This is a genomic window from Woronichinia naegeliana WA131 (assembly GCA_025370055.1).
Lineage (GTDB): Bacteria > Cyanobacteriota > Cyanobacteriia > Cyanobacteriales > Microcystaceae > Woronichinia > Woronichinia naegeliana.
The window spans coordinates 666,687-686,044 of sequence record CP073041.1; the positions used below are offsets into that span (position 1 = coordinate 666,687).

General features: G+C 42.8%; 7 protein-coding genes. All 7 read right to left on the bottom strand.

Annotated features, from left to right (window positions below; translation table 11 throughout):
• Positions 1-61: 61 nt before the first annotated feature.
• Positions 62-2,578 carry a hypothetical protein gene (locus tag KA717_03490; GenBank protein UXE61983.1) on the bottom strand — a complete coding sequence of 839 codons (2,517 nt, stop codon included), beginning with the start codon at positions 2,576-2,578 and terminating at the stop codon, positions 62-64.
• A gap of 81 nt (positions 2,579-2,659) precedes the next feature.
• Positions 2,660-9,250, bottom strand: coding sequence for a type I polyketide synthase (locus tag KA717_03495; GenBank protein ID UXE61984.1), 6,591 nt, complete (start codon positions 9,248-9,250; stop codon positions 2,660-2,662).
• A gap of 60 nt (positions 9,251-9,310) precedes the next feature.
• Positions 9,311-11,350 carry an AMP-binding protein gene (locus tag KA717_03500; protein ID UXE61985.1) on the bottom strand — a complete coding sequence of 680 codons (2,040 nt, stop codon included), beginning with the start codon at positions 11,348-11,350 and terminating at the stop codon, positions 9,311-9,313.
• 64 nt (positions 11,351-11,414) lie between these two features.
• Positions 11,415-15,584: a thioester reductase domain-containing protein gene (locus tag KA717_03505; GenBank protein ID UXE61986.1), complete on the bottom strand. Its 4,170-nt coding sequence runs from the start codon at positions 15,582-15,584 to the stop codon at positions 11,415-11,417.
• A 208-nt stretch (positions 15,585-15,792) separates the two neighbouring features.
• Positions 15,793-17,043 (bottom strand): hypothetical protein, encoded by a 1,251-nt coding sequence (locus KA717_03510; GenBank protein ID UXE61987.1) that lies wholly within the window; start codon positions 17,041-17,043, stop codon positions 15,793-15,795.
• Between the two features lie 19 nt (positions 17,044-17,062).
• Positions 17,063-18,238, bottom strand: coding sequence for a hypothetical protein (locus KA717_03515; protein UXE61988.1), 1,176 nt, complete (start codon positions 18,236-18,238; stop codon positions 17,063-17,065).
• A 38-nt stretch (positions 18,239-18,276) separates the two neighbouring features.
• Complete coding sequence (locus KA717_03520) at positions 18,277-19,353, bottom strand: radical SAM protein (GenBank protein ID UXE61989.1); 1,077 nt, start codon at positions 19,351-19,353, stop codon at positions 18,277-18,279.
• Positions 19,354-19,358: the final 5 nt, after the last annotated feature.

Consider the following 19,358-nt stretch of genomic DNA (forward strand, 5'->3'; position numbering starts at 1 on the left):
CCAAAAATGAAAAAGAAGGGACACACATTTCGCTAATTCCGATTAACTTTTTTTCTGGAAATTATCTATACCACTGTATGCTGGCGGAGAAACGAGTGCCTGGTTCGGCAATTAACTCTCCTAAATCAAATTGGCTAGTGGAATTGGTGCCGAGCAGATCGATCGCAATATTTTTGATGGGGAAAATTCTGAATCCTGCGGCCCAGACAGTCCGCTCCCCTGTAATAATCGGAGTTACTTCCCCAATCATTTGAAGCTCAGGTATGATTTGATAATTAATACCAAATCCCAAACCTACCGGCGTATTGCCGCCATTAATAGCCGCCTTCGGGGAAAATAGGGCTGCCCATTGCTCATTAAATTCATACATCATGGGATATTCCACCATCATGTATCCTTGTTTGTTACCAAAATCCCGACCAAAGGTTAAGCGTCCACTAATAGAAAAAGGATCCCCATCTAGCTGATTCAAGATCACCAGTTTGCCACCGGCCCGCCATTGGGTATTGGTTCCCTGGGCTTCGCCAAGGACAGACTGGGTATCAAAGCCACCGATGGAAGAAACGATCGCTTCGACTTGAAAGTCTTGAAGAAAACTGTAAAAAATACCACCACCAATACTGCCACCCGAATCTCCCGCTAAGCGTAAGCCATAATCATCCGTCGGTAAAATATAGGGTGTGGTTAGGGTAAACCAATCAAAGGACAACTTTTGGTTGCGATCGCTGAGAACAATGTCAGTCCGTTTTTCCTTAGCCGAGGGAACCATAATAAAACTGCCACCTAACAACACCTCGTTACTGGCCGTCGGTAAAGTCAAAATACCGGTGGTCGGAGTTCCTCCAAAGGAGTTAGTTAAATGCAATTCAATGGCGATCTCCTTATTATAGGCAAGGGTTCCTCCCACTGACCAGAGCACTTTCCGGAACAATTGACGGGATGTATTTAAAGCATTATTGCCAGAACCCAATGGCACTGTAGTGTTGGCAAAAACCGAAAGATTATCAAAAATCTGCCAACTAGCCCCGGCACCCACATTAAAAATCGTGCCAAAGAAAGGAACTCCATTGAGGTTATTAGAAAAAATATTAACGCTAGGAGTCAGAGTAACCTGGAATTCTTTACTGAGATCATAACTAATCGGAACTTGAATGGTTCCCGCCAGGGTATTACTCACCGTCGGAGATTCCTGATTGTTATATAAACCTGGCCCACTATAAATCTGGAACTGTTCTAACGCGCCTAAAATTCCCAAAGACCAATTGTCGTCCTGATAAAAACGATATTTAATATTGGGCCCCATTGACTGGTACTGCTGGTCAATATTAACCCCATTAATCGGTAAATAGGTGGGGTCATCGTTGAGCATATAGGCCCAACCAATCTGTAAATCATCCGTCAGCCCCCAATCACTGTAAGTAAAATAGGTTTGGTTTCCTGTTCCATATCCTCCTTGAATCGTTTGAGTTTCACCATAACTAGCAATGGACTCCCCCGCTTTGAGTTGGTTAGCTGTATTGAGATGAAGTAAACGAATAGGTTGACGAGCAAGAGGCGTTTCAATGACAGGAGCGATCGCTTCAGGAACGGGTTCGATGGGGACATTATCTTCGGCGGTTTTTTCTGGCGTTACTGAACCATCCAACGAGCTTTCTGGACTGGCTAAGGGAACTGCTTCATTAACAGTAGGAGAGGTTGGCACAACGGTAGGTTCAGGGGTGACTGGCTGTTCAATTGGCTTTTCAACGGAATTGTCTGGACTAGGTAAGGGAATCGATTCTGGAAACGTTTGGGTAATTTCTGCTGGAGTCGGATTGACTGGCATAGCAGCCATAGGACTTTCCGCCTCTATCCCTGGTTGCGGCTGAGGAGGTAGCGTGGCTTCATTAACGACGGGAGATGACTGGGGCAAGGCCTGCTCAATGGTAGAGGCTGGATTCGAGGCCTGCATCTCGGCAGTGGGGGGATCTTGTATTGCGGACAGAATCAAACCGCTTTGACGGGGAATGGCCTGCCAATTTTTGTGATCCGTCTTAATAATTATTTCTACACTCGTCGCCGTTGTGCCTTTAGAAATGCTCGGTTCACTATCAATCTGGTTAACTTGAACCGATTCCACGAACGATTCAGCCTGCTTAGTGTTTTGAGGTAATTTAAAATAAGGGTCAAGTCGGGTTGCCTGGAGACTGAGGTGGATAGTTCCTGGCTCTTTTTGAGAATCCATAACCACAACTGGATCATCCCCTGTCAAATAGATAAATATCCCTTCTGGTTTGACATATAAGGATTGGATAACGGTGGGTTTGGACTGAGGAGATTGAACCTGACTCTGATTTTGGCTAAGAACTTCCTGAACTAGTTGGGATTTATCCAGATCAGTTAGGCTTGATGAGGAATTGAAGTTTTCTAGCGGTTCAGCGAAGGTAGATGGAGGAGTGACCTTAAATTCCTTTTTGAGGCGATTGAGTTGCTCTAGGGTTATGGATAAAGAACTTCTAAAACCAGGACTATCGGAACGCCCAATACTAGTCCAACACAACAGTAGCAATAGTCCTAACCCCACACCTTTTAAACGCATAACCCATACACTCCTTTGATCCGAATTTGATCCAAAATAGACAGTCACTAATAGGTTAGCTGACCTTGACCTTAAGATTCACTATTTTCGAGTTAATCTTGCTTGAATTTCCTGATCAGAGACAGTCTCCAACTCTGCTAATAAATCATCTAGGTCTTCATTGTCAAAACTTACTGGAGCGTTAGACCCAGGCACAATGGTAGTTTGAACACTCGTTACGATAGTAGCTATGCCCAGCAATTCTTGAGCTAAATAATCCGCTAAGGTTTCAACGGTTGGATAATTAAAAATGACGGATTGGTTGAGGGTGCAACCTAAATGAATCTCAAAACGATTATTGAGTTCGATCGCCATTAGAGAATCCAGACCCAGGTCAAAGAGGCGAGCATCCGGGTTGATATTATCAGATGAATTCAATCCTAAGACCTTAGCCAGTTGTTGGCGAATAAAGTCAATTAATAAATTTCGTTGATCATTACTAGGAGCCGCTTTTAGGGTAACTAAGAACTCAGATTCTGTTGTCTGCGGACTAGTAGCAGAGGATGATTCCCGCAGGTTTTCCAAAAAGGGAACTTCAAAGCCAGGGGGAAACTGAGTAAAAAGGGTTTCCCAATCCATCTGCATAACTCCTATTTGAGGAGAAGCAACATTGAGGAGTTGTTCAAGAATTTTTAGACCTTCCTGGGGGGGAATCATGCCTAAACCCATTTGTAAAAGTCGCTGTTTACTGGCTTCCTTCAGGGTTGTGGCCATCCCACCGCTTTCCCAGGTTCCCCAGTTAATACTTAAGGCGGGTAAACCCTGAGCTTGGCGATAATGGGCGATCGCATCCATAAAACTATTAGCGGCTGCATAATTGCCTTGACCAGACGCTCCTAAGAGGGCCGCCGCCGAAGAAAAACAGATGAAGAAATCCAATTCCAGATCAATACTACATTGATGTAAATTCCAGGTACCTGTGACCTTAGGAGCCATAACGGTTTCAAAACGCTCCCAAGTTAAACTCGACAAGGTGCCATCATCTAAAACACCGGCTGCATGAATAACGCCTTTTAGGGAGGGGAATTGTTGCTGAATTTGTTGAAAGAGTTGGATAACCTCTGTTTCGTCAGTCAGATCACAGCTAGTGACAAAAACATCTACCCCGTCTTGCTGTAGTTCTCCAATCAGATTTTGAGCGGTATTATTGGGTTTACTTCTTCCCGTTAAAACCAGGTTTTTTGCCCCTTTTCGTGCCAGCCATTGTGCGACCTGTAAACCCAAGGCTCCCAAGCCTCCTGTAATCAGATAACTAGCATCAGGGCGAATCTCTGTTAAGGCTGAAATATTTTCTGTGGCAATAAATTCAGGTAGAGTAATTACCACTTTTCCCAAATGTTTGGCTTGAGCCATATAACGAAAAGCAACGACACTTTGCTCAATCTTGAATTCCGTTAAAGGTAGGGGTTTCAAGGATCCCTGTTCAAAATCTCGCATTAAGTCTTGGAACATTCCATAAATTAAATCGGGGTTGGCCAAGGCTACTTCGATTAAATCGAACAAGAAATAAGCAGCATCGGGGCGTTGGCTGTGAGCTTTTTCTTCGCTCCAAATTTCTAGTTTGCCAATTTCCAGAAAGCGTCCACCTGGCTTGAGTACAGCAAAACTTTGATCGACAAACTCTCCCTTGAGACTATTAAGAACAATATCCACTCCTTCTCCTTGGGTTAGGTCTCGAACTTCCACCGCAAAATCTAGAGAACGCGAATTGACGGTTGCGGTTACTCCCATTTCCTTGAGAAAATTCCACTTGAGTGGACTAGCTGAACCAATAATTTCTGCCCCGGCCCGTTGCGCCAATTGCACTGCTGCTTGCCCTACCCCACCGGCGGCTGCATGAATCAAAACGCGATCGCCAGCTTTAATCTGAGCACAATGATGTAAACCATAGTAAGCCGTCAGAAAAGCCGTGCTGATGGTAGCAGCTTCACTAAAACTGAGATTAGGGGGTTTGGCGACCACTAAACCCGCTTTAGCACGAACATGACTGGCCAAACTACCGATCGCCAGGGCCGCCACCACTTCGTCACCCACTTTAATTTGGGAAACACCGGCTCCAACGGCCACCACAATGCCGCTACATTCACCCCCAAAGGGAATTTCCTGAGCCTTACTAATCCCCAATTCCTCACTCAAACGCTGGAGTAAACCTAAGGCATTCAGTACATCACGGAAATTTAAACCCACTGCTTTGACGGCAATTTCTACCTCATCAGGGCCGGGAAGGACGCGCTCACAGGCAACCAGCTTTAAATTTTCCAACAGCCCGTATTCACTAATTTTTAATTGAAAAGGAACGCCGACAGGAGTAACCAGTTGATGTTCCGTTGGTTTCGCATCGGGTTGAGAACGTTGTAAACGAGCGACATAGCGTTGTCCTTGACGGTAGGCAATTTGATTTTCTGCATCCGTACTGGTCAACGTTTCCACCAGCGAGGTCACCGGATTGGAGGCAGAATTCGGATCGAGATCTAGCAACACTCCCCGAAATTGGGGATATTCCAAATTGCTCGTTTTACCTAATCCCCATAACGTTGCCTGTTCGGGGTGTAAATTTAATTTGGCATCGTCAATTACTTGCGTTCCCTGGGTGACAAACCAAATCCTGGGCGGTGTTTTGACCTGACTTTGAGCAAGCGTTTGTAAAAGGGATAGTGCGCTACCACAGCCTTTAATCTGTTCCGTCAACTGAATATCTCGAATCTCTAAACTCCAAAGATGAACAATGCCATTAATCTCGATTGCCCCCGCTCTGGTAATACTTTGCCAAAGTTGACTAAAATCATCGGGTTGAGTTGGGTTGAGCCGATAGTCTTCGGCATTTGCCTGGCTAAATTCGTTACCAATCTCTACCATTAGACAACGATCGCCTTGAGCCCGAAGAGTCTTGGCCAGATCCAGACCAATACCCTGACTATCGGCAAAAATCAACCAGTTTTGAGGCGATCCAGCCGGGGCAGTCTGGGCGGATTTGGCCTGCCAATTAACTTGATACAGCCAGTTTTCAGACGAGTCATTTTGATTTAACAGCGATCGCAAAATACCGATATTCAGCCAACGCAAGATTAGATTTTCAATTTGTCCGATTAACTGACCGGCTTGATTAAAAAGATTGACTTGAACTCGCAAAAGTTGGGAATTTTTTTCTTGAATCTCAACTTGACACCAGAGGGCATTTCCCAGAGCTTGTCCTAATTGAAAAGATTCAAAACCAACCGGTAGATAAAATCCATTTTGAGCTTTTTGGTTGTCTTCTCCCTGTTCCACCGCTAAGAGAGCGGCAATAATACTTTGAAAACAGGAATCCAGAAGAGCGGGATGGGCTTGATAACCTGCTGTTTCTACTTGCTGGGGTAAACGGATTTCGGCGATCGCTTGATTTTGCTTCCACCACACTTTTTGTATGCCTCGAAAAGTAGGGCCATAATTCAGCCCATAACTTTGTAAAAACTCATAATCTGGAACTAAACTTTGATAATCAGCCAGTTCTTCCTGCTTTAGGGTTGTTAGAGGAAGAGATTGACTGAGGGGCGACAGATGGCCAACCGCGTGCTTAATCCAAACTGCTTGCTCTAAATCTTTTGTATTGGGAGCGATCGATAAACTAAAAACTTCTCCAGAATAACAGGAGTTTTCATCTTGCCTCAATGCAACTTGCAACGTCACAAATCCCTCATTGGGAAGGCTTAACGGTTGCTCAATGTTAAAACTTTCTAAATTGAGACCTTCGGTTTTTAGGCTTCTCCTCCCAGCCTCTAGAAGCATTTCAATATAAACCGTTGCAGGGATAACAACTTTTTCGTAAAGCTGATGATCCTTTAGATAGGCGGGACTGGTTTGACTTAGCTGACTCTCAAAATAAATCTCTTTTGAACCGGCCAGGGCAATCTGTTTTCCCAACACCCCTAACGGAGCAGCAGCATCCCTTTTTGTCGAAGTAAGTACCATGAGACTATTTAGCTTACCATCATCAAACCAATAGCGTTGGCGTTGAAAGGGATAAAAGGGCAGAGAAACTGCTTTGAATTGGGGATAGTCCTGGTAAAATCTTGACCAATCAATCGCAAAACCATCAAGATAAAGAGTGGCTAAACTCTGCAATAACTGTTGCCAATCAGACTGTTGAGGCCGGAGACTGGGAATCCAACGCAGATTATGATCACTCAAGCAATAGCGTCCCATTCCCAAAAGAGTCGGTTGAGTCCCAATTTCCAGAAAGACCTGATAGCCTTGCTGATACAGGGTTTGCATACTGCGATGAAAGTTAACCGGCTGGCAAATATGATCACACCAATAATTAGGATCGGTTAATTCTGTACTGATAAATTGACCAGTTAAATTAGAAATAATCTTAATTTTAGGCTGGGAATAGGTGATAGTCGCCGCTAATGCTTTAAATTCAGCCAGGATCGGTTTCATTAAGAGAGAGTGGAAAGCATGGGAGACCGCTAGAATACGATAGGGAATTTCCTGTTTTAAGCATTTTTGGATAATTTGTTCTAAAGCAGTTAAAGCTCCCGATACTACGACATTTTCCGGGCCATTAAAGGCAGCAATATAAACGTCCTCTTCATATTCAGCGATCGCCTCTCCCACAACTGACTCATTGGCCAAAATCGCTAACATTCCCCCGCCAGCCGGTAAAGACTGCATCAAACGCGCCCTCGTGACAATTAGCTTTAATCCCTCTTCTAAACTAAAAACCCCCGCAATACAAGCCGCCACATACTCCCCAACACTATGGCCCATGACCGCAGTGGGTTGAATTCCCCAGGATAGCCACAACTGAGCCAGAGCGTATTCCACTGCAAAGATCGCCGGTTGGGTATAGAGAGTTTGGTCGAGCAGAATAGTTTCGACCGCCAGATCAGAACTCGAAGGATATAAAACTTCTAGTAGAGATCTTTCTAGCAAAGGACGCAAAATTTGATCACAGGTATCTAAAGCCTTGCGGAAGGTCGGTTGAGACTCATACAGTTCCTTGCCCATACCCACATACTGAGAACCCTGACCTGTAAATAAAAAAGCAATCTGGTTCGAGCGGTGTAATTTGCCCGAATTACTTTGGATGCCAACCTCTTCTTCTCCTACTTGTACTGATTGTAATTGCTTTAAAAATTGCTCACGAGAATGAGCGATCAGGGTAAGACGATGGCTAAAGTGGGAACGACGACAACTCGCACTAAAACAAACGTCCCCAAGGGAAAGAGTCGGATTGTTTTGTAGGTGCTGGGCATAACGACCCGCTAAGACTTGTAAGGTTTTGCCGTCTTTAGCAGAGAGGGGCAACAGGAAAAAAGTCGGTTTAAAGGCAACATCTTCTTCAATGGGATTATCCTGGGACAGTTCACTTAACACCAGATGGGCATTGGTTCCACCAAAACCGAAGGAACTGACCCCCATAATTACGGGTTCAGGACTGACTGGTAAAGTAGTTAAGTTATCTTGTACTCGCAGTTGTAATTTCTCAAAATCAACGTAGGGATTAGGCTGGTGAAAATGTAAGCTAGGCGGAATTTGTCGATGCTTAAGAGCCAGAGCTACTTTAATAACACCTGTAATTCCTGCGGCAGTTTCGGAATGCCCAACATTGGTTTTCGCCGATCCGATCGCACAATAATTACCCGATGCTCTATTTTCTCCGACAACCTTACCTAGAGCATTTAATTCAATCGGATCGCCAATTTTTGTGCCTGTACCATGAGCTTCTACATAATAAACCTGACTAGGGAAAATTCCCGCACTTTGATAGGCTGATCGCAAAACCGCTTCTTGAGCCTCAGGATTCGGAGCCGCCATGCCATTACTACGTCCATCTTGGTTAATCGCTCCACCCCGAATGACCGCATAGATAGAATCTCCATCCTTTTGAGCCTGGAATAAGGGCTTTAAAAGTACCATCCCAGCCCCTTCACCTCGAACGTAACCGTTAGCCGCCGCATCAAAGGATTTACAACGACCGTCAGGGGATAGTAAACCTGCCTTACAAAAACTAATCATCAGTCCAGGGGAAAGAATGGCTTGTACTCCCCCTGCTAGAGCCAAACTGCTTTCACCCTTCCAGAGCGATTCACAAGCAAGATAGGTGGCAACCAAAGAAGAAGAACAAGCCGTATCGATCGCCAAACTCGGCCCCTTAAAATCAAACACATAGGAAACTCGGTTGGCAGCAACACAGCCAGTATTTCCAGACAAACAGTAGGGATCATCAGAACCAAGAATGTTGTGAGAATATTCCTGGGACGAAATACCCACAAAAACACCCACCGGTTTACCGGCGAGATTTTCAACCTGTAGTCCGCTATCTTCAATCGCCTCCCAAGCCACCTCTAAAATCAGACGCTGCTGGGGATCCATACTGGCGATTTCCCTAGGGGCAATTCCGAAAAATTGCGGATCAAATTCTTCAATCTTGTCAATGAAGCCCCCCCAACGTGTGCTCATTTTATGCGGTTTAGTCGGATCGGGGTCGTAGTAAGCCTCAACATCCCAGCGGGAGGCAGGAATTTCTCCCACTGCATCCACACCATTTGCCAACAACTGCCAAAATTCTTCTGGGGTTTGGGACTGAGGGAAACGGCACCCAATACCAATAATGGCAATTGGTTCTCTAGCATTTGGTGGTAATTTCATGGATAGTTTTCAGCTGACAAAGGAGTATAAAAATTATAGGGAGGTTTTTCCGAAAAGATCCTAGGGGTGAGTTTGCCGTGAGATTTTTTGACTAGCTAAATGTTCTGATAAAGCGGCAATGCTAGGATATTGCCAAAACAAAGTCACGTCAAAATTCTCTCCGAGCCAAGCACTCAGATCTTCCATCGCAGAGACAACTTGAACCGAATCCATACCATAATAATCAAAGCACTGCTCAATGTCGATTTTGTCTGGAGATAGGCGCAAATAAACCGCTAATCGCATTTGTAGCCAACTCGCAATATCGGCTTGGCTGAAGTTGCTTTGAGGACAAATATCTGTCGCTAAAAATGCTCTGTCCAGTTCTCCTTGACTTGATTCCCATTTGGCTAGGATTGGTAAGCGTTGTTGCAAAAAATCAGCACGACAGGCGACTCGTTTAATTTTTCCACTAGAGGTTTTGGGTAAACTAGCCGGTTTAATCAGCACGAGGGTTTGGAGATGAAGATCATATTCAGCGGCGATCGCTTGACGAACCACTGTCGCAATTTCCTCTACGGGCGGATTGTTCAAATAGGAACGCTCAATTTCCTGCACTAATACCAACTGCTCAATACCATTTTTTTCCACAGCAAAAGCGGCTCCCCCATTCAAGCGGAGAGCAGGATGATTTTGTTGAGCTAAAATCTCCAAGTCTTGGGGATAATAATTGGCACCTCGAATAATAATTATCTCTTTCAATCTTCCCGTAATCCACAATTCTCCTTTGTACAAAAATCCAAGGTCTCCCGTACGGAGAAAAGGCCCTTGACCCGTATCTTTTAAATAAGCTTGAAAACTTTCCCGACTAGCACGGGTATTGCGCCAATACCCTTGAGCAACCGATTTGCCGGTGATCCAGATTTCTCCCACCTGATCAGGGTCACAAGTGCGATAGGTTTCCGGATCAACAATGACGATCTGGCAATGATTCTGACTTTGCCCGACTCCCACCAAATGATAACTGGTAGTAGCTTGATTGAGTTTGACTTGATTCTGTTGCAGGTGTTGGGAATCAAGGGACAGAAACAGGGGTTCCGTGCCCTGGTGTTTGGCGGTAATCATGAGTGTCGCTTCTGCCATCCCATAACAAGGGGTTAAGGCAGTACGAGACAAACCACAGGGAAGAAAATAATCCCTAAATTTTTGTAGTGTCTCTGCTCGGATCGGTTCCGCACCGTTAAAGGCCACTTGCCAACTTCGCAAATCCAATTGCTCTCTTTGTTCTAGCGATATTTTACTCAAACAAAGATCGTAGGCAAAATTTGGGCCGCCGCTAGTATGGGCTTGATAATGAGAAATGGCTTTAAGCCAACGCAGGGGTTTTTGTAAAAAATCGATAGGCGACATCAAAATCGCCTGGGAGCCTAAATATAAAGGTTGGAGCACATTACCAATTAAGCCCATGTCGTGAAAGAGGGGTAACCAACCCACAACGATGCTTTGGTGATCATGGCCAAAAATTTGCTGGATCTGCTGTTGATTATGAATTAGGTTGCCATGACTGACCATGATGCCCTTCGGCTCGTTGGTAGAACCAGAAGTATATTGTAACAAGGCAATTGTTTCTGACTGAATCGAGACTTTCTGCCATTGGGGAGCTAGGTCGAAAGTGAGGGTATCTGTCGCAATCCAGTGCTGGAATTGAGGTGGAAGTCGTGGGGCAAGTTTCGAGGCTAGGCTAGGGTAAAGAGTACTGGTTGTGAGAATGGCGATCGCCTGAGCATCCTGAATAATAGACTGAATGCGTTGAAAAGAACGATTGGGACGAGGCGGGTAGGCTGGAACGGCAATCACCCCCGCATATAAACAACCAAAAAAAGCACTAATAAACTCCAAGCCTGATGGGTATAAAAGTAAAGCTCTCTCCCCTGCCAGATTTAAAGATTGTAGATGGGCCGCAATGACCCTCGCTTGTCGATCCAATTGAAAATAGGTCAACCCTGCCGACTCAGTTTCACCATCCTTAAGAAAAACAAAAATACGATCATTGGGCTGTTGTCTTGCTCTGGTTTGCAGAACCTCAATAACGTTTTGATAGCCCATACCGATAATTGTCATATTTATTAAGAAAACTTATTTTAGAAATATCCCATTAGAAATATCCAATAATTTAAACATCTGATCAAGATTGTTGAGAGAGGCGGCGAATGATCGGTAAATCACTGATCAATAGACCACTGCGAATAAAATAGGCTAAATAGCTCTTAAATAAATCTTCAAAAGCTGGACAAACAATACCACTATGGGCAAGAGCCTGAACTGTGGCCTGGCAATCAATCTGAGGAGCCTGGGCAGAAGCCGCTCTTTCCAGGTAGGTCAATCCGCCGGAGTTAGTCTGCATTAAAAAAGGTAGGAGAGGATAGAGAGGGTTTTGCTTCTGTTGAGGAGCTTTGAGTTTTTCGACCCAAGCTGGATAGCTCACGGTCTCCAGAGGAATACCTTCAGTACGGGTGAAATTTTGATATTCTGACCAGGGTAGCGGATCCGGATTTTGGAGGTGAAAAACCTTACCTTCAGAGATATTTTGACGAGATAAATAGGCGATCGCCTTAGCCACATAATCGACAGGCGAAAAATTTAAGGGTAGAGGCAAATCGGGAACAAATCCCAATTGTAAGCAGCCCTGAATCATTCTGATAAAAAAGTCATCGGTGTTGGAAATCCCTGTCTGACTATCCCCACTGATCAGACCAGGACGATAAATGGTAATCGGTAATCCCCGTTGTCCAGCTAACCAAACTAGACGCTCTGAAACCCATTTCGATTGGGAATAACCGAGGTAAATGCCCTCTGATTCTAAAATCGGATCCCCTTCGGTTAATACTTTACCTGCGTAAGCAGAGGCTTCAAATACAGCGACACTGGAAACAAAATGCACCGGTTTAATTTTTTTCGAGACCGCAAAACCCAGAACCGTTTTTGTGCCGATTACATTGGTAGCTTTTAGTTGAGCGTAGGAATGAACATAGCTTAATTGAGCCCCATTATGGTAAATCACATCCACTTCTGATGCTAATTGATTAAATTTTTCAGAAGACAATCCCATCAATGGTTCGGCCAGATTACCCAAAATCGGGATAATTTGTGAATCATAGGTATTGCGCCATAATTTGTAGGTCTTTAAATTATTTTGCAGTCTAAGCCTAGCTTCTTCTTCATCCTTGCCCCTGACTAAACAGTAAATTTTAGCTGGAGTTTGTTGTAAGAGTTCTGAAAGTAAAAAAGCACCTAAAAATCCCGTGGCTCCGGTTAAAAGAATCGTCCTCGGCTCTTGGGCTAGGGGAAAGACCGTCTCTCGATCCAAGAATTCCGGTACGATTGTTGTTTCTAGCACGACTTCGGCTTGCAGATTAATTTTTTCTACTTGAGGAGGAATCTTAGTATTTAAGTTTGTCAGAATGAGATTAGCTAAACTAGCAATTGTCGGTTGATCGAATAGAGATTCGATAGATAAATTTAATTGTAAATCCTCATAAATTGACAGTATTATTTCCGTCGCTTTCATCGAATTTAGACCCAAATCGAGGAGGGATTGCTGAGGATCTAAAGCCGGAAGTGAAAGATCTACCATCGGTTGAATCTGCGTCTGTAAATAGGTCATCAAAAAGGTGAGGCGATCGCTGTCAGGGGTTTTCCCAAATGCCTTGAGAATCTCAGATGGAAATGTCCTAGCTGTTTGGGATTGATGAAGATCAATTAACGTCTCCAGTAGCTGCGGTAAGAGGGCTATTTGCTCGGCGGAAAAAGTGCCTGTTGTAGCCAGAATTTGTTGTAGTTGTTGGCTATCTGCCTGTTGAATTAAATCTAAAATGGGGCTACTGCTTGCCAAAGGAGTTGAGGCTTGAGGAGGTTTTCCTTGCCGCCAATACCGTTGTCGTTGAAAAGGATAGGTTGGTAATACTAATTTTTGATAGGTATAATCCTGATCATAGCTAACCCAGTCAATTTTTATACCCTTAGTGTATAACTGGGCAAGATTATTCAGCATTACCAGCCAAACTGGGCCATGATTATTGTCTGAATTGGCTAAGGTAAAACTCGTCAAATTAGCTGGGTTTTTGATCTCAAATTGAGTACTAACTTGGATAAGATAATCATACTTTTCTAGGTTTAGAGAATGATAGGTTGCTGATACCAGGGCTGATGCTAGAACAGACCAATATTCCCCAGTGGCCGCGGACAATCCTTGGTGGCCACGAGTGGGAATAAATTGAATTGTAGGATTAGAAAATTTAATGCGTTTGAGGATCTCGACCCGTTGGTCATCATTTTGAGCTAATAACAATCGTCCACTATCTTCTAGGGTCATCAACCCTGATAAACAAGCTGCAACATATTCTCCGACCCCATCTCCTAGCATGGCACTAGGCATTATTCCCCAACCTAGCCACAGTTTAGCCAATCCGTATAGGAGACTAAAAATTAGGGGTTTAGCGATCGCTGAAGTCAGTAGTTGGGGGGAGATTTTAGTTTCTAAAAACGGAGCTAGAATCGACTTGCCAAGGAGAGAGATAAATAGCAGATCGCATCCCTGTAAATATTCTTGAAAACTGGGACTTGTCTCATACAGTTGTTGAGCTAAAATCAAACATTCTTTGTCCAATTCCTGGAAACAAAAAACCAGTTTAGGGGGACGAATATTCAGACTATCTTGATTCAGATTAATGTTATGCTGCTCAACCAAGAATTTATCCAACTGTCGCTGAATATCGCTGATCGAGTTACCGACAACGGCCAATCTACAGGGAAAATGATTTCTTCCTATATTGGTACTGTAGCAAATATCGCCTAAATTGCTTGAACTTTCTGCCTGGGCAAAGTAAGATTGATATTTTTTCACTAATTCCCTTAGAGCCGGTTGGGTTTTAGCCGATAGAGCTAGTAAATGATAGGGACGAGTAATCGATTGAAATGGCTTTTCTTGATAGGGTGCTTCCTCCAAAATCAGATGGACATTGGTGCCACTTAGCCCAAAAGAACTGATGCCCGCAATTCTTTCCTGTTCGACCTGCCAATCAACGGTTTGGGTCGGAATTTTAACAAAGGGGACTTTACTCCATTCAATTAAGGGACTAGGGTTTTTAAAATTAAGATGGGAAGGAATTTTTCGATGTTGTAAGGCCAAAATGACTTTAATTAGGGCCGAGATGCCACCGGCTGCTTCCAGATTACCAATATTCGTTTTGATCGAACTGACAAAAAGTGGCTTTTGACTCGCTTTTTTCTCTGCAAATACTTCGGCGATCGCGGCCATTTCAATCGGATCACTGAGGGGTAAACCGAGAGCATTAGCTTCTAGATAACTAACTTGATCCGGTGTAATTCCGGCATTTTGTAATGCCTCACGTATAACCGACTGTTGGGCAAATCTATTAGGAATAAAAACTGCTCCCCTTTGCCCATTTTGATTGACCGCAGAACCCCGAATCACCCCTAAAATATTGTCCCTATCTCTGAGAGCATCTCCTAAACGTTTGAGAACGACAATACCGCAACCTTCACCTCGAACATAACCGTTAGCCCGCGCCTCAAAGCTATAACAGCGACTATCTTTAGACATCATCCCAGATTGAGAAAAACAAACACTATTAATCGGCGATAACAGGATATTGACCCCCCCCGCCAAGGCTAAATGACATTCTCGATAGCGTAAACTCTGACAAGCGAGATGAACACTCAATAGAGAAGAAGAGCAAGCCGTATCGACGGCAAAAGCAGGCCCGGTTAATCCCAAGAGGAAAGAGAGACGACCAGCAGCCATACTTAAGGCATTGCCAGAGACTAAATAGGCATCATAATATTTAGGATCAATCGGCTCATCCACAATTTTCATCGAATAGTCAAAGGAGGAGATGCCAATAAAAACCCCAGTAGCCGTATTGGTTAATTTTTCTGGAGCTTGATTGCCTCTCTCTAATGCTTCCCAGGCAACTTCTAAGAGTAGTCTTTGCTGGGGATCTAGGTTTAAAATTTCCCTCGGTGTGATACCAAAAAATTGAGGATCAAATTGATCAACACTATCTAAAAAGGCGGCTTCCCTCCCCTGCATTTTTCCCGATTTTAACGGTTCAGGATCATAATATTTATCAATATCCCAACGCTCTTTGGGAACCTCTTTAATACCCTCTCTACCTTGCTCTAACATCTGCCAATAGGCTTCTGGGCTATTACTCCCTCCTGGAAAACGACAAGCAACACTGATAACAGCGATCGGTTCAGCCTTCAGTAAATTAATTTGTCCTTCAATTTTTTGGGAGAGAAAAGCTAATTTGGTTGCAGATAGGTTTGCCAATCTCTGTTGTAAATCACTCATATAAAACTATAAATAGGAAGAAAAAGGTAAACGGAATAGAAGTTGTGATTATTGTATCATTTATTCCATCTGAGCGCAAAGGTTAAGGATAACTCCGTCACATAAATGCTGCTAAACCACATCTATTTTGGGAACTGAAGTTTTTGGAGATATCTTTTAGCAGCAAGTCCCCCTTTTTAAGGGGGATTTAGGGGGATCTACTTGAGTGATCAAAAATATTGGTTTCAAGTGAGACGGGGTTTATATCCCAAAAGAAGGATCCGTCCTTAGATTTTTCTTGAATATTCGTCATGATAGATTTCATAATAGTTTCAGGATGATGATTGAGTTTAGAGGCGATCACTCTTGTTTTAAGCTGGCGATAGTTTTCTGGTGCATCTAGCCAAAACTCAAGGATAATTCTTAACTCTTTTGCCCAATGAACCGAATGAGCAATATCTCGATCTTTAAAGTAACGCATTGCTAACAATTCCTGGGGCATTACTCCTCCCATCAGATTAAAAATCATTGGACAACCACAATGGATCGATTCGATCGCCGTTCTCGCGCCTGGACGAGCTACAACCACAGAACTGATCTGGAGCAATTTAGCCATTTGATTGGTAAACGGTAAAGCACAAAGGGAAAAATTGGGATGGGAAACTTGCCATTCATCTAATTTAGTTTTGGTCACAGCATTTTTGCCACAGAGAGCAATCACCTGAATTCGCTTTTCTAAGGGTAACAATTGCCGCAAAAATTTTAAATGATTATTAGCCCCTGCTCCCCCAGTTCCTAATAAAACGGTAAATCGATCAGCCTGTAGCCCTAATTCATTTTGTAAAAAAGCTTTTTCATCTTCCTCCGTTAAAACAGGTTCATAAAAGGAGCGATTTAATAAGGTTCCCCAGTCAAAGACCTGTTCTGGCCTTAATCCCATCTTTACAGCCTGCGCGCTTACTTCTGGAGTCTGTGTCCAAAAAATATCAACCTTGGGGTTGATCCAATTATGGGTAAAACCAAAACCGCCATCAATTTCCGTGCAGTAGGTCATGCAAATTAGATGACTATCTAATATCTGTTTGGCTAGATCAAAATAACCCAAATTGATCTGACAATGGGTAGAAAGAATAACATCTGGTGAGAAATCTTGTAGGCGTTTAATCCAATAGTTTTTGCCCACAAAAGGTTTACCTGGACGAATATCTTGAAGGTCTTTTTGGTATTCTAAAATCGCATAGTAGAGATTATGGAGTAGGGGAATATTCCGTTGAATAAAATTATAAAAATTTACTAATTTGTGGTAATTAGCATGGGAATTTTCTAACAAAAGCTCAATTTCAACAATTATTTTTTCTCCATATAAGTATTCACACCATTCCCGAAAAGCATTGGCGGCTGCATTATGGGCATAGCCGGTATTAGAGGTTAGGATTAAAATCCGTAGAGGGTAGGTCATAGGAATGAAACATTAAAGATTATTGGAAAAGGGGATACTTATTTGCCTTGACTTGCTCGATCAACCTCTGAACTTGTTCTTGGCCAGTAAGAGGATAGCTTTGATAAGCATGATGAGCTTGACAAATTATCTCATAACTTTCTGGAAAATCTAGCCAATTTTTGATAGTGGAAAATAATTGCTGAGGACGGGTAATGGTCGTAGCCATTTTTCGGGGTAAAAAATAACGAATTGCTAAATATTCCTGGGGCATAATTCCTCCCATACCATTAAAAATTATCGGACACCTCCAATAAACGGATTCGGCTGTCATCATAAAGCCAGGACGTTGAACATTCGCCTGGCTAACTTGCAACAATTGAGGCATTTTCTCCGTAAAGCTCAACACAGAAGTCTTTAATTGGGGATTAGTTTGACACCATTGGAGCACTTTTTTTTGAGCATAGAGATTTTTTCCACAAAGAACGATCACCTGTAATTTTTCTGCTAGGGGTAAGAGTACTTTTAAAAAGTCAATGTGATTTTGTGAACCAGCCCCATTGGTAGAGAGAAGTAAGGTAAATTTGTGAGTATCCAGGTTAAGTTCATCCTGTAAAAACTGCTTTCTTTCCTGTTTAATTAGTGGGTCTTGGTAAAAATTTTCTCGCAAAAGCTGGGATGATAACTGGATTTTTTCAAGAGACATTCCTAATTTAATAGCCTGTTGTTTTACTGGTTCCGTGTGACACCAAAATAAATCTGCATTGCCATTAATCCAATTGATACTAAAACCATAGCCGCCAGCATATTCAGGGCAAAGGGTTACACACAAAACCTGTTTTTCTAAAAGTTCCTTCGCTGCCTCAAAATAGCCCCGATTTAAACTGCCAAAGACACTTAAAATCAGATCCGGTTGATAATCAAGAACTAAGTTTTTATAATAATCACTCACAAAGGTTTGGGTTCCCCATTGCATCAAAGCTGAAACTTCAAAAATATTGAAATAAATGTGATGAAACCAGGGAGCATGGCGATGAATCCAATTATAGAATTGGATAATTTGGTGGGTAAAGGAATGAGAGTTAGCAAAAATATCTTCAATTCTGATGACGACAGTATCACCAAACTGTTTTGTGGCAATTTGTTGAAAAGCCAAGGCTGTTAGGTTGTGAGCCGAGCCTCCACTAGCAGTCAGAATTAAAATTTTGGTTTTCATGAATGAGAAACTTCTCGGATTTAATGAATTGCAATCTATTAGGGGAGACTTTTAATGGTTGATTTAATAATAGCTTTTAACCATTGTTGTGAGAGCCAAGAACGATTGATCATACTGACTCCAAATTTGCCCCATTTTGCTCCCCATTGATAGAGCCAGGATTCTTGAATTTCTTTAGCTTGCAGATAGGTATTATTTTTTTGCATATTTTGATAGACATAGCAGGTCGTGCAAGGAATATCTTCTCGTTCAGGAACTTGCCCCAGGAGCATTTGCCTCGCATAATTCATCTTCGGATTATTGAAAACCTTGACCAATTTATCATCAAAGGCATTGCCGTAATCTCCCCAGGAATTAATACAACATCCTAATACCCTACCATCCCAATTAATTTGGGGCGATTGAAACATTTGCTTACAAAAATATTGATTCATATAATCTCTTTTATTCTTTTTGAGGAATTCGCTTTGACTAATTACTTGACTATTGGTTTCTAATCGCACCTGTTCAGGATGTTTTAAGGGAGAAATCTCTTCATCCCAGGATAGCTTGACATAAAATTCCATCTTCAGTTCTTTTGCCAATTGTCTGGCTTGGGCGATTTCATGTTCATTGTGTCCAAAGACAACAAATTGCCACAGTAAAATGGGAAAGTCGGTTTTATGGATAGATTTATAGTGATTAATGGTTTTAATGTTGTCAATAACGCGGTTAAAATTTCCCCCCAGACGATATTGTTGATAGGTTTCTTGACTCGCGCCATCGATGGAACAGGTAATCTGCCGAACTCGATATTTCACCAACGCTTCTAGGGTTTCTGCTTTCGCAGTGTTGAGGTTAGCACCATTACTGATCGTAATAATGACATTTTTTTGATAAGCATATTCTAAAATTAAGGGTAATTCAGGATTCAGTAAGACTTCTCCCCAATTAGATAGTTCTATATGCAAGATTTCAGGATTATTAGTGACAATTTTCTGGAAATTTTCTGAGCTGACAAAACCGGCACCGAGTTGTTCCTTGATTTTACCCTGGGCTGTTGGGCAGGAAGGACATTTCAGTTGACAATGGGTGGAAAGGTCTAGACGAATGGTTTGGGGATTAATAGTCGTCATAACTA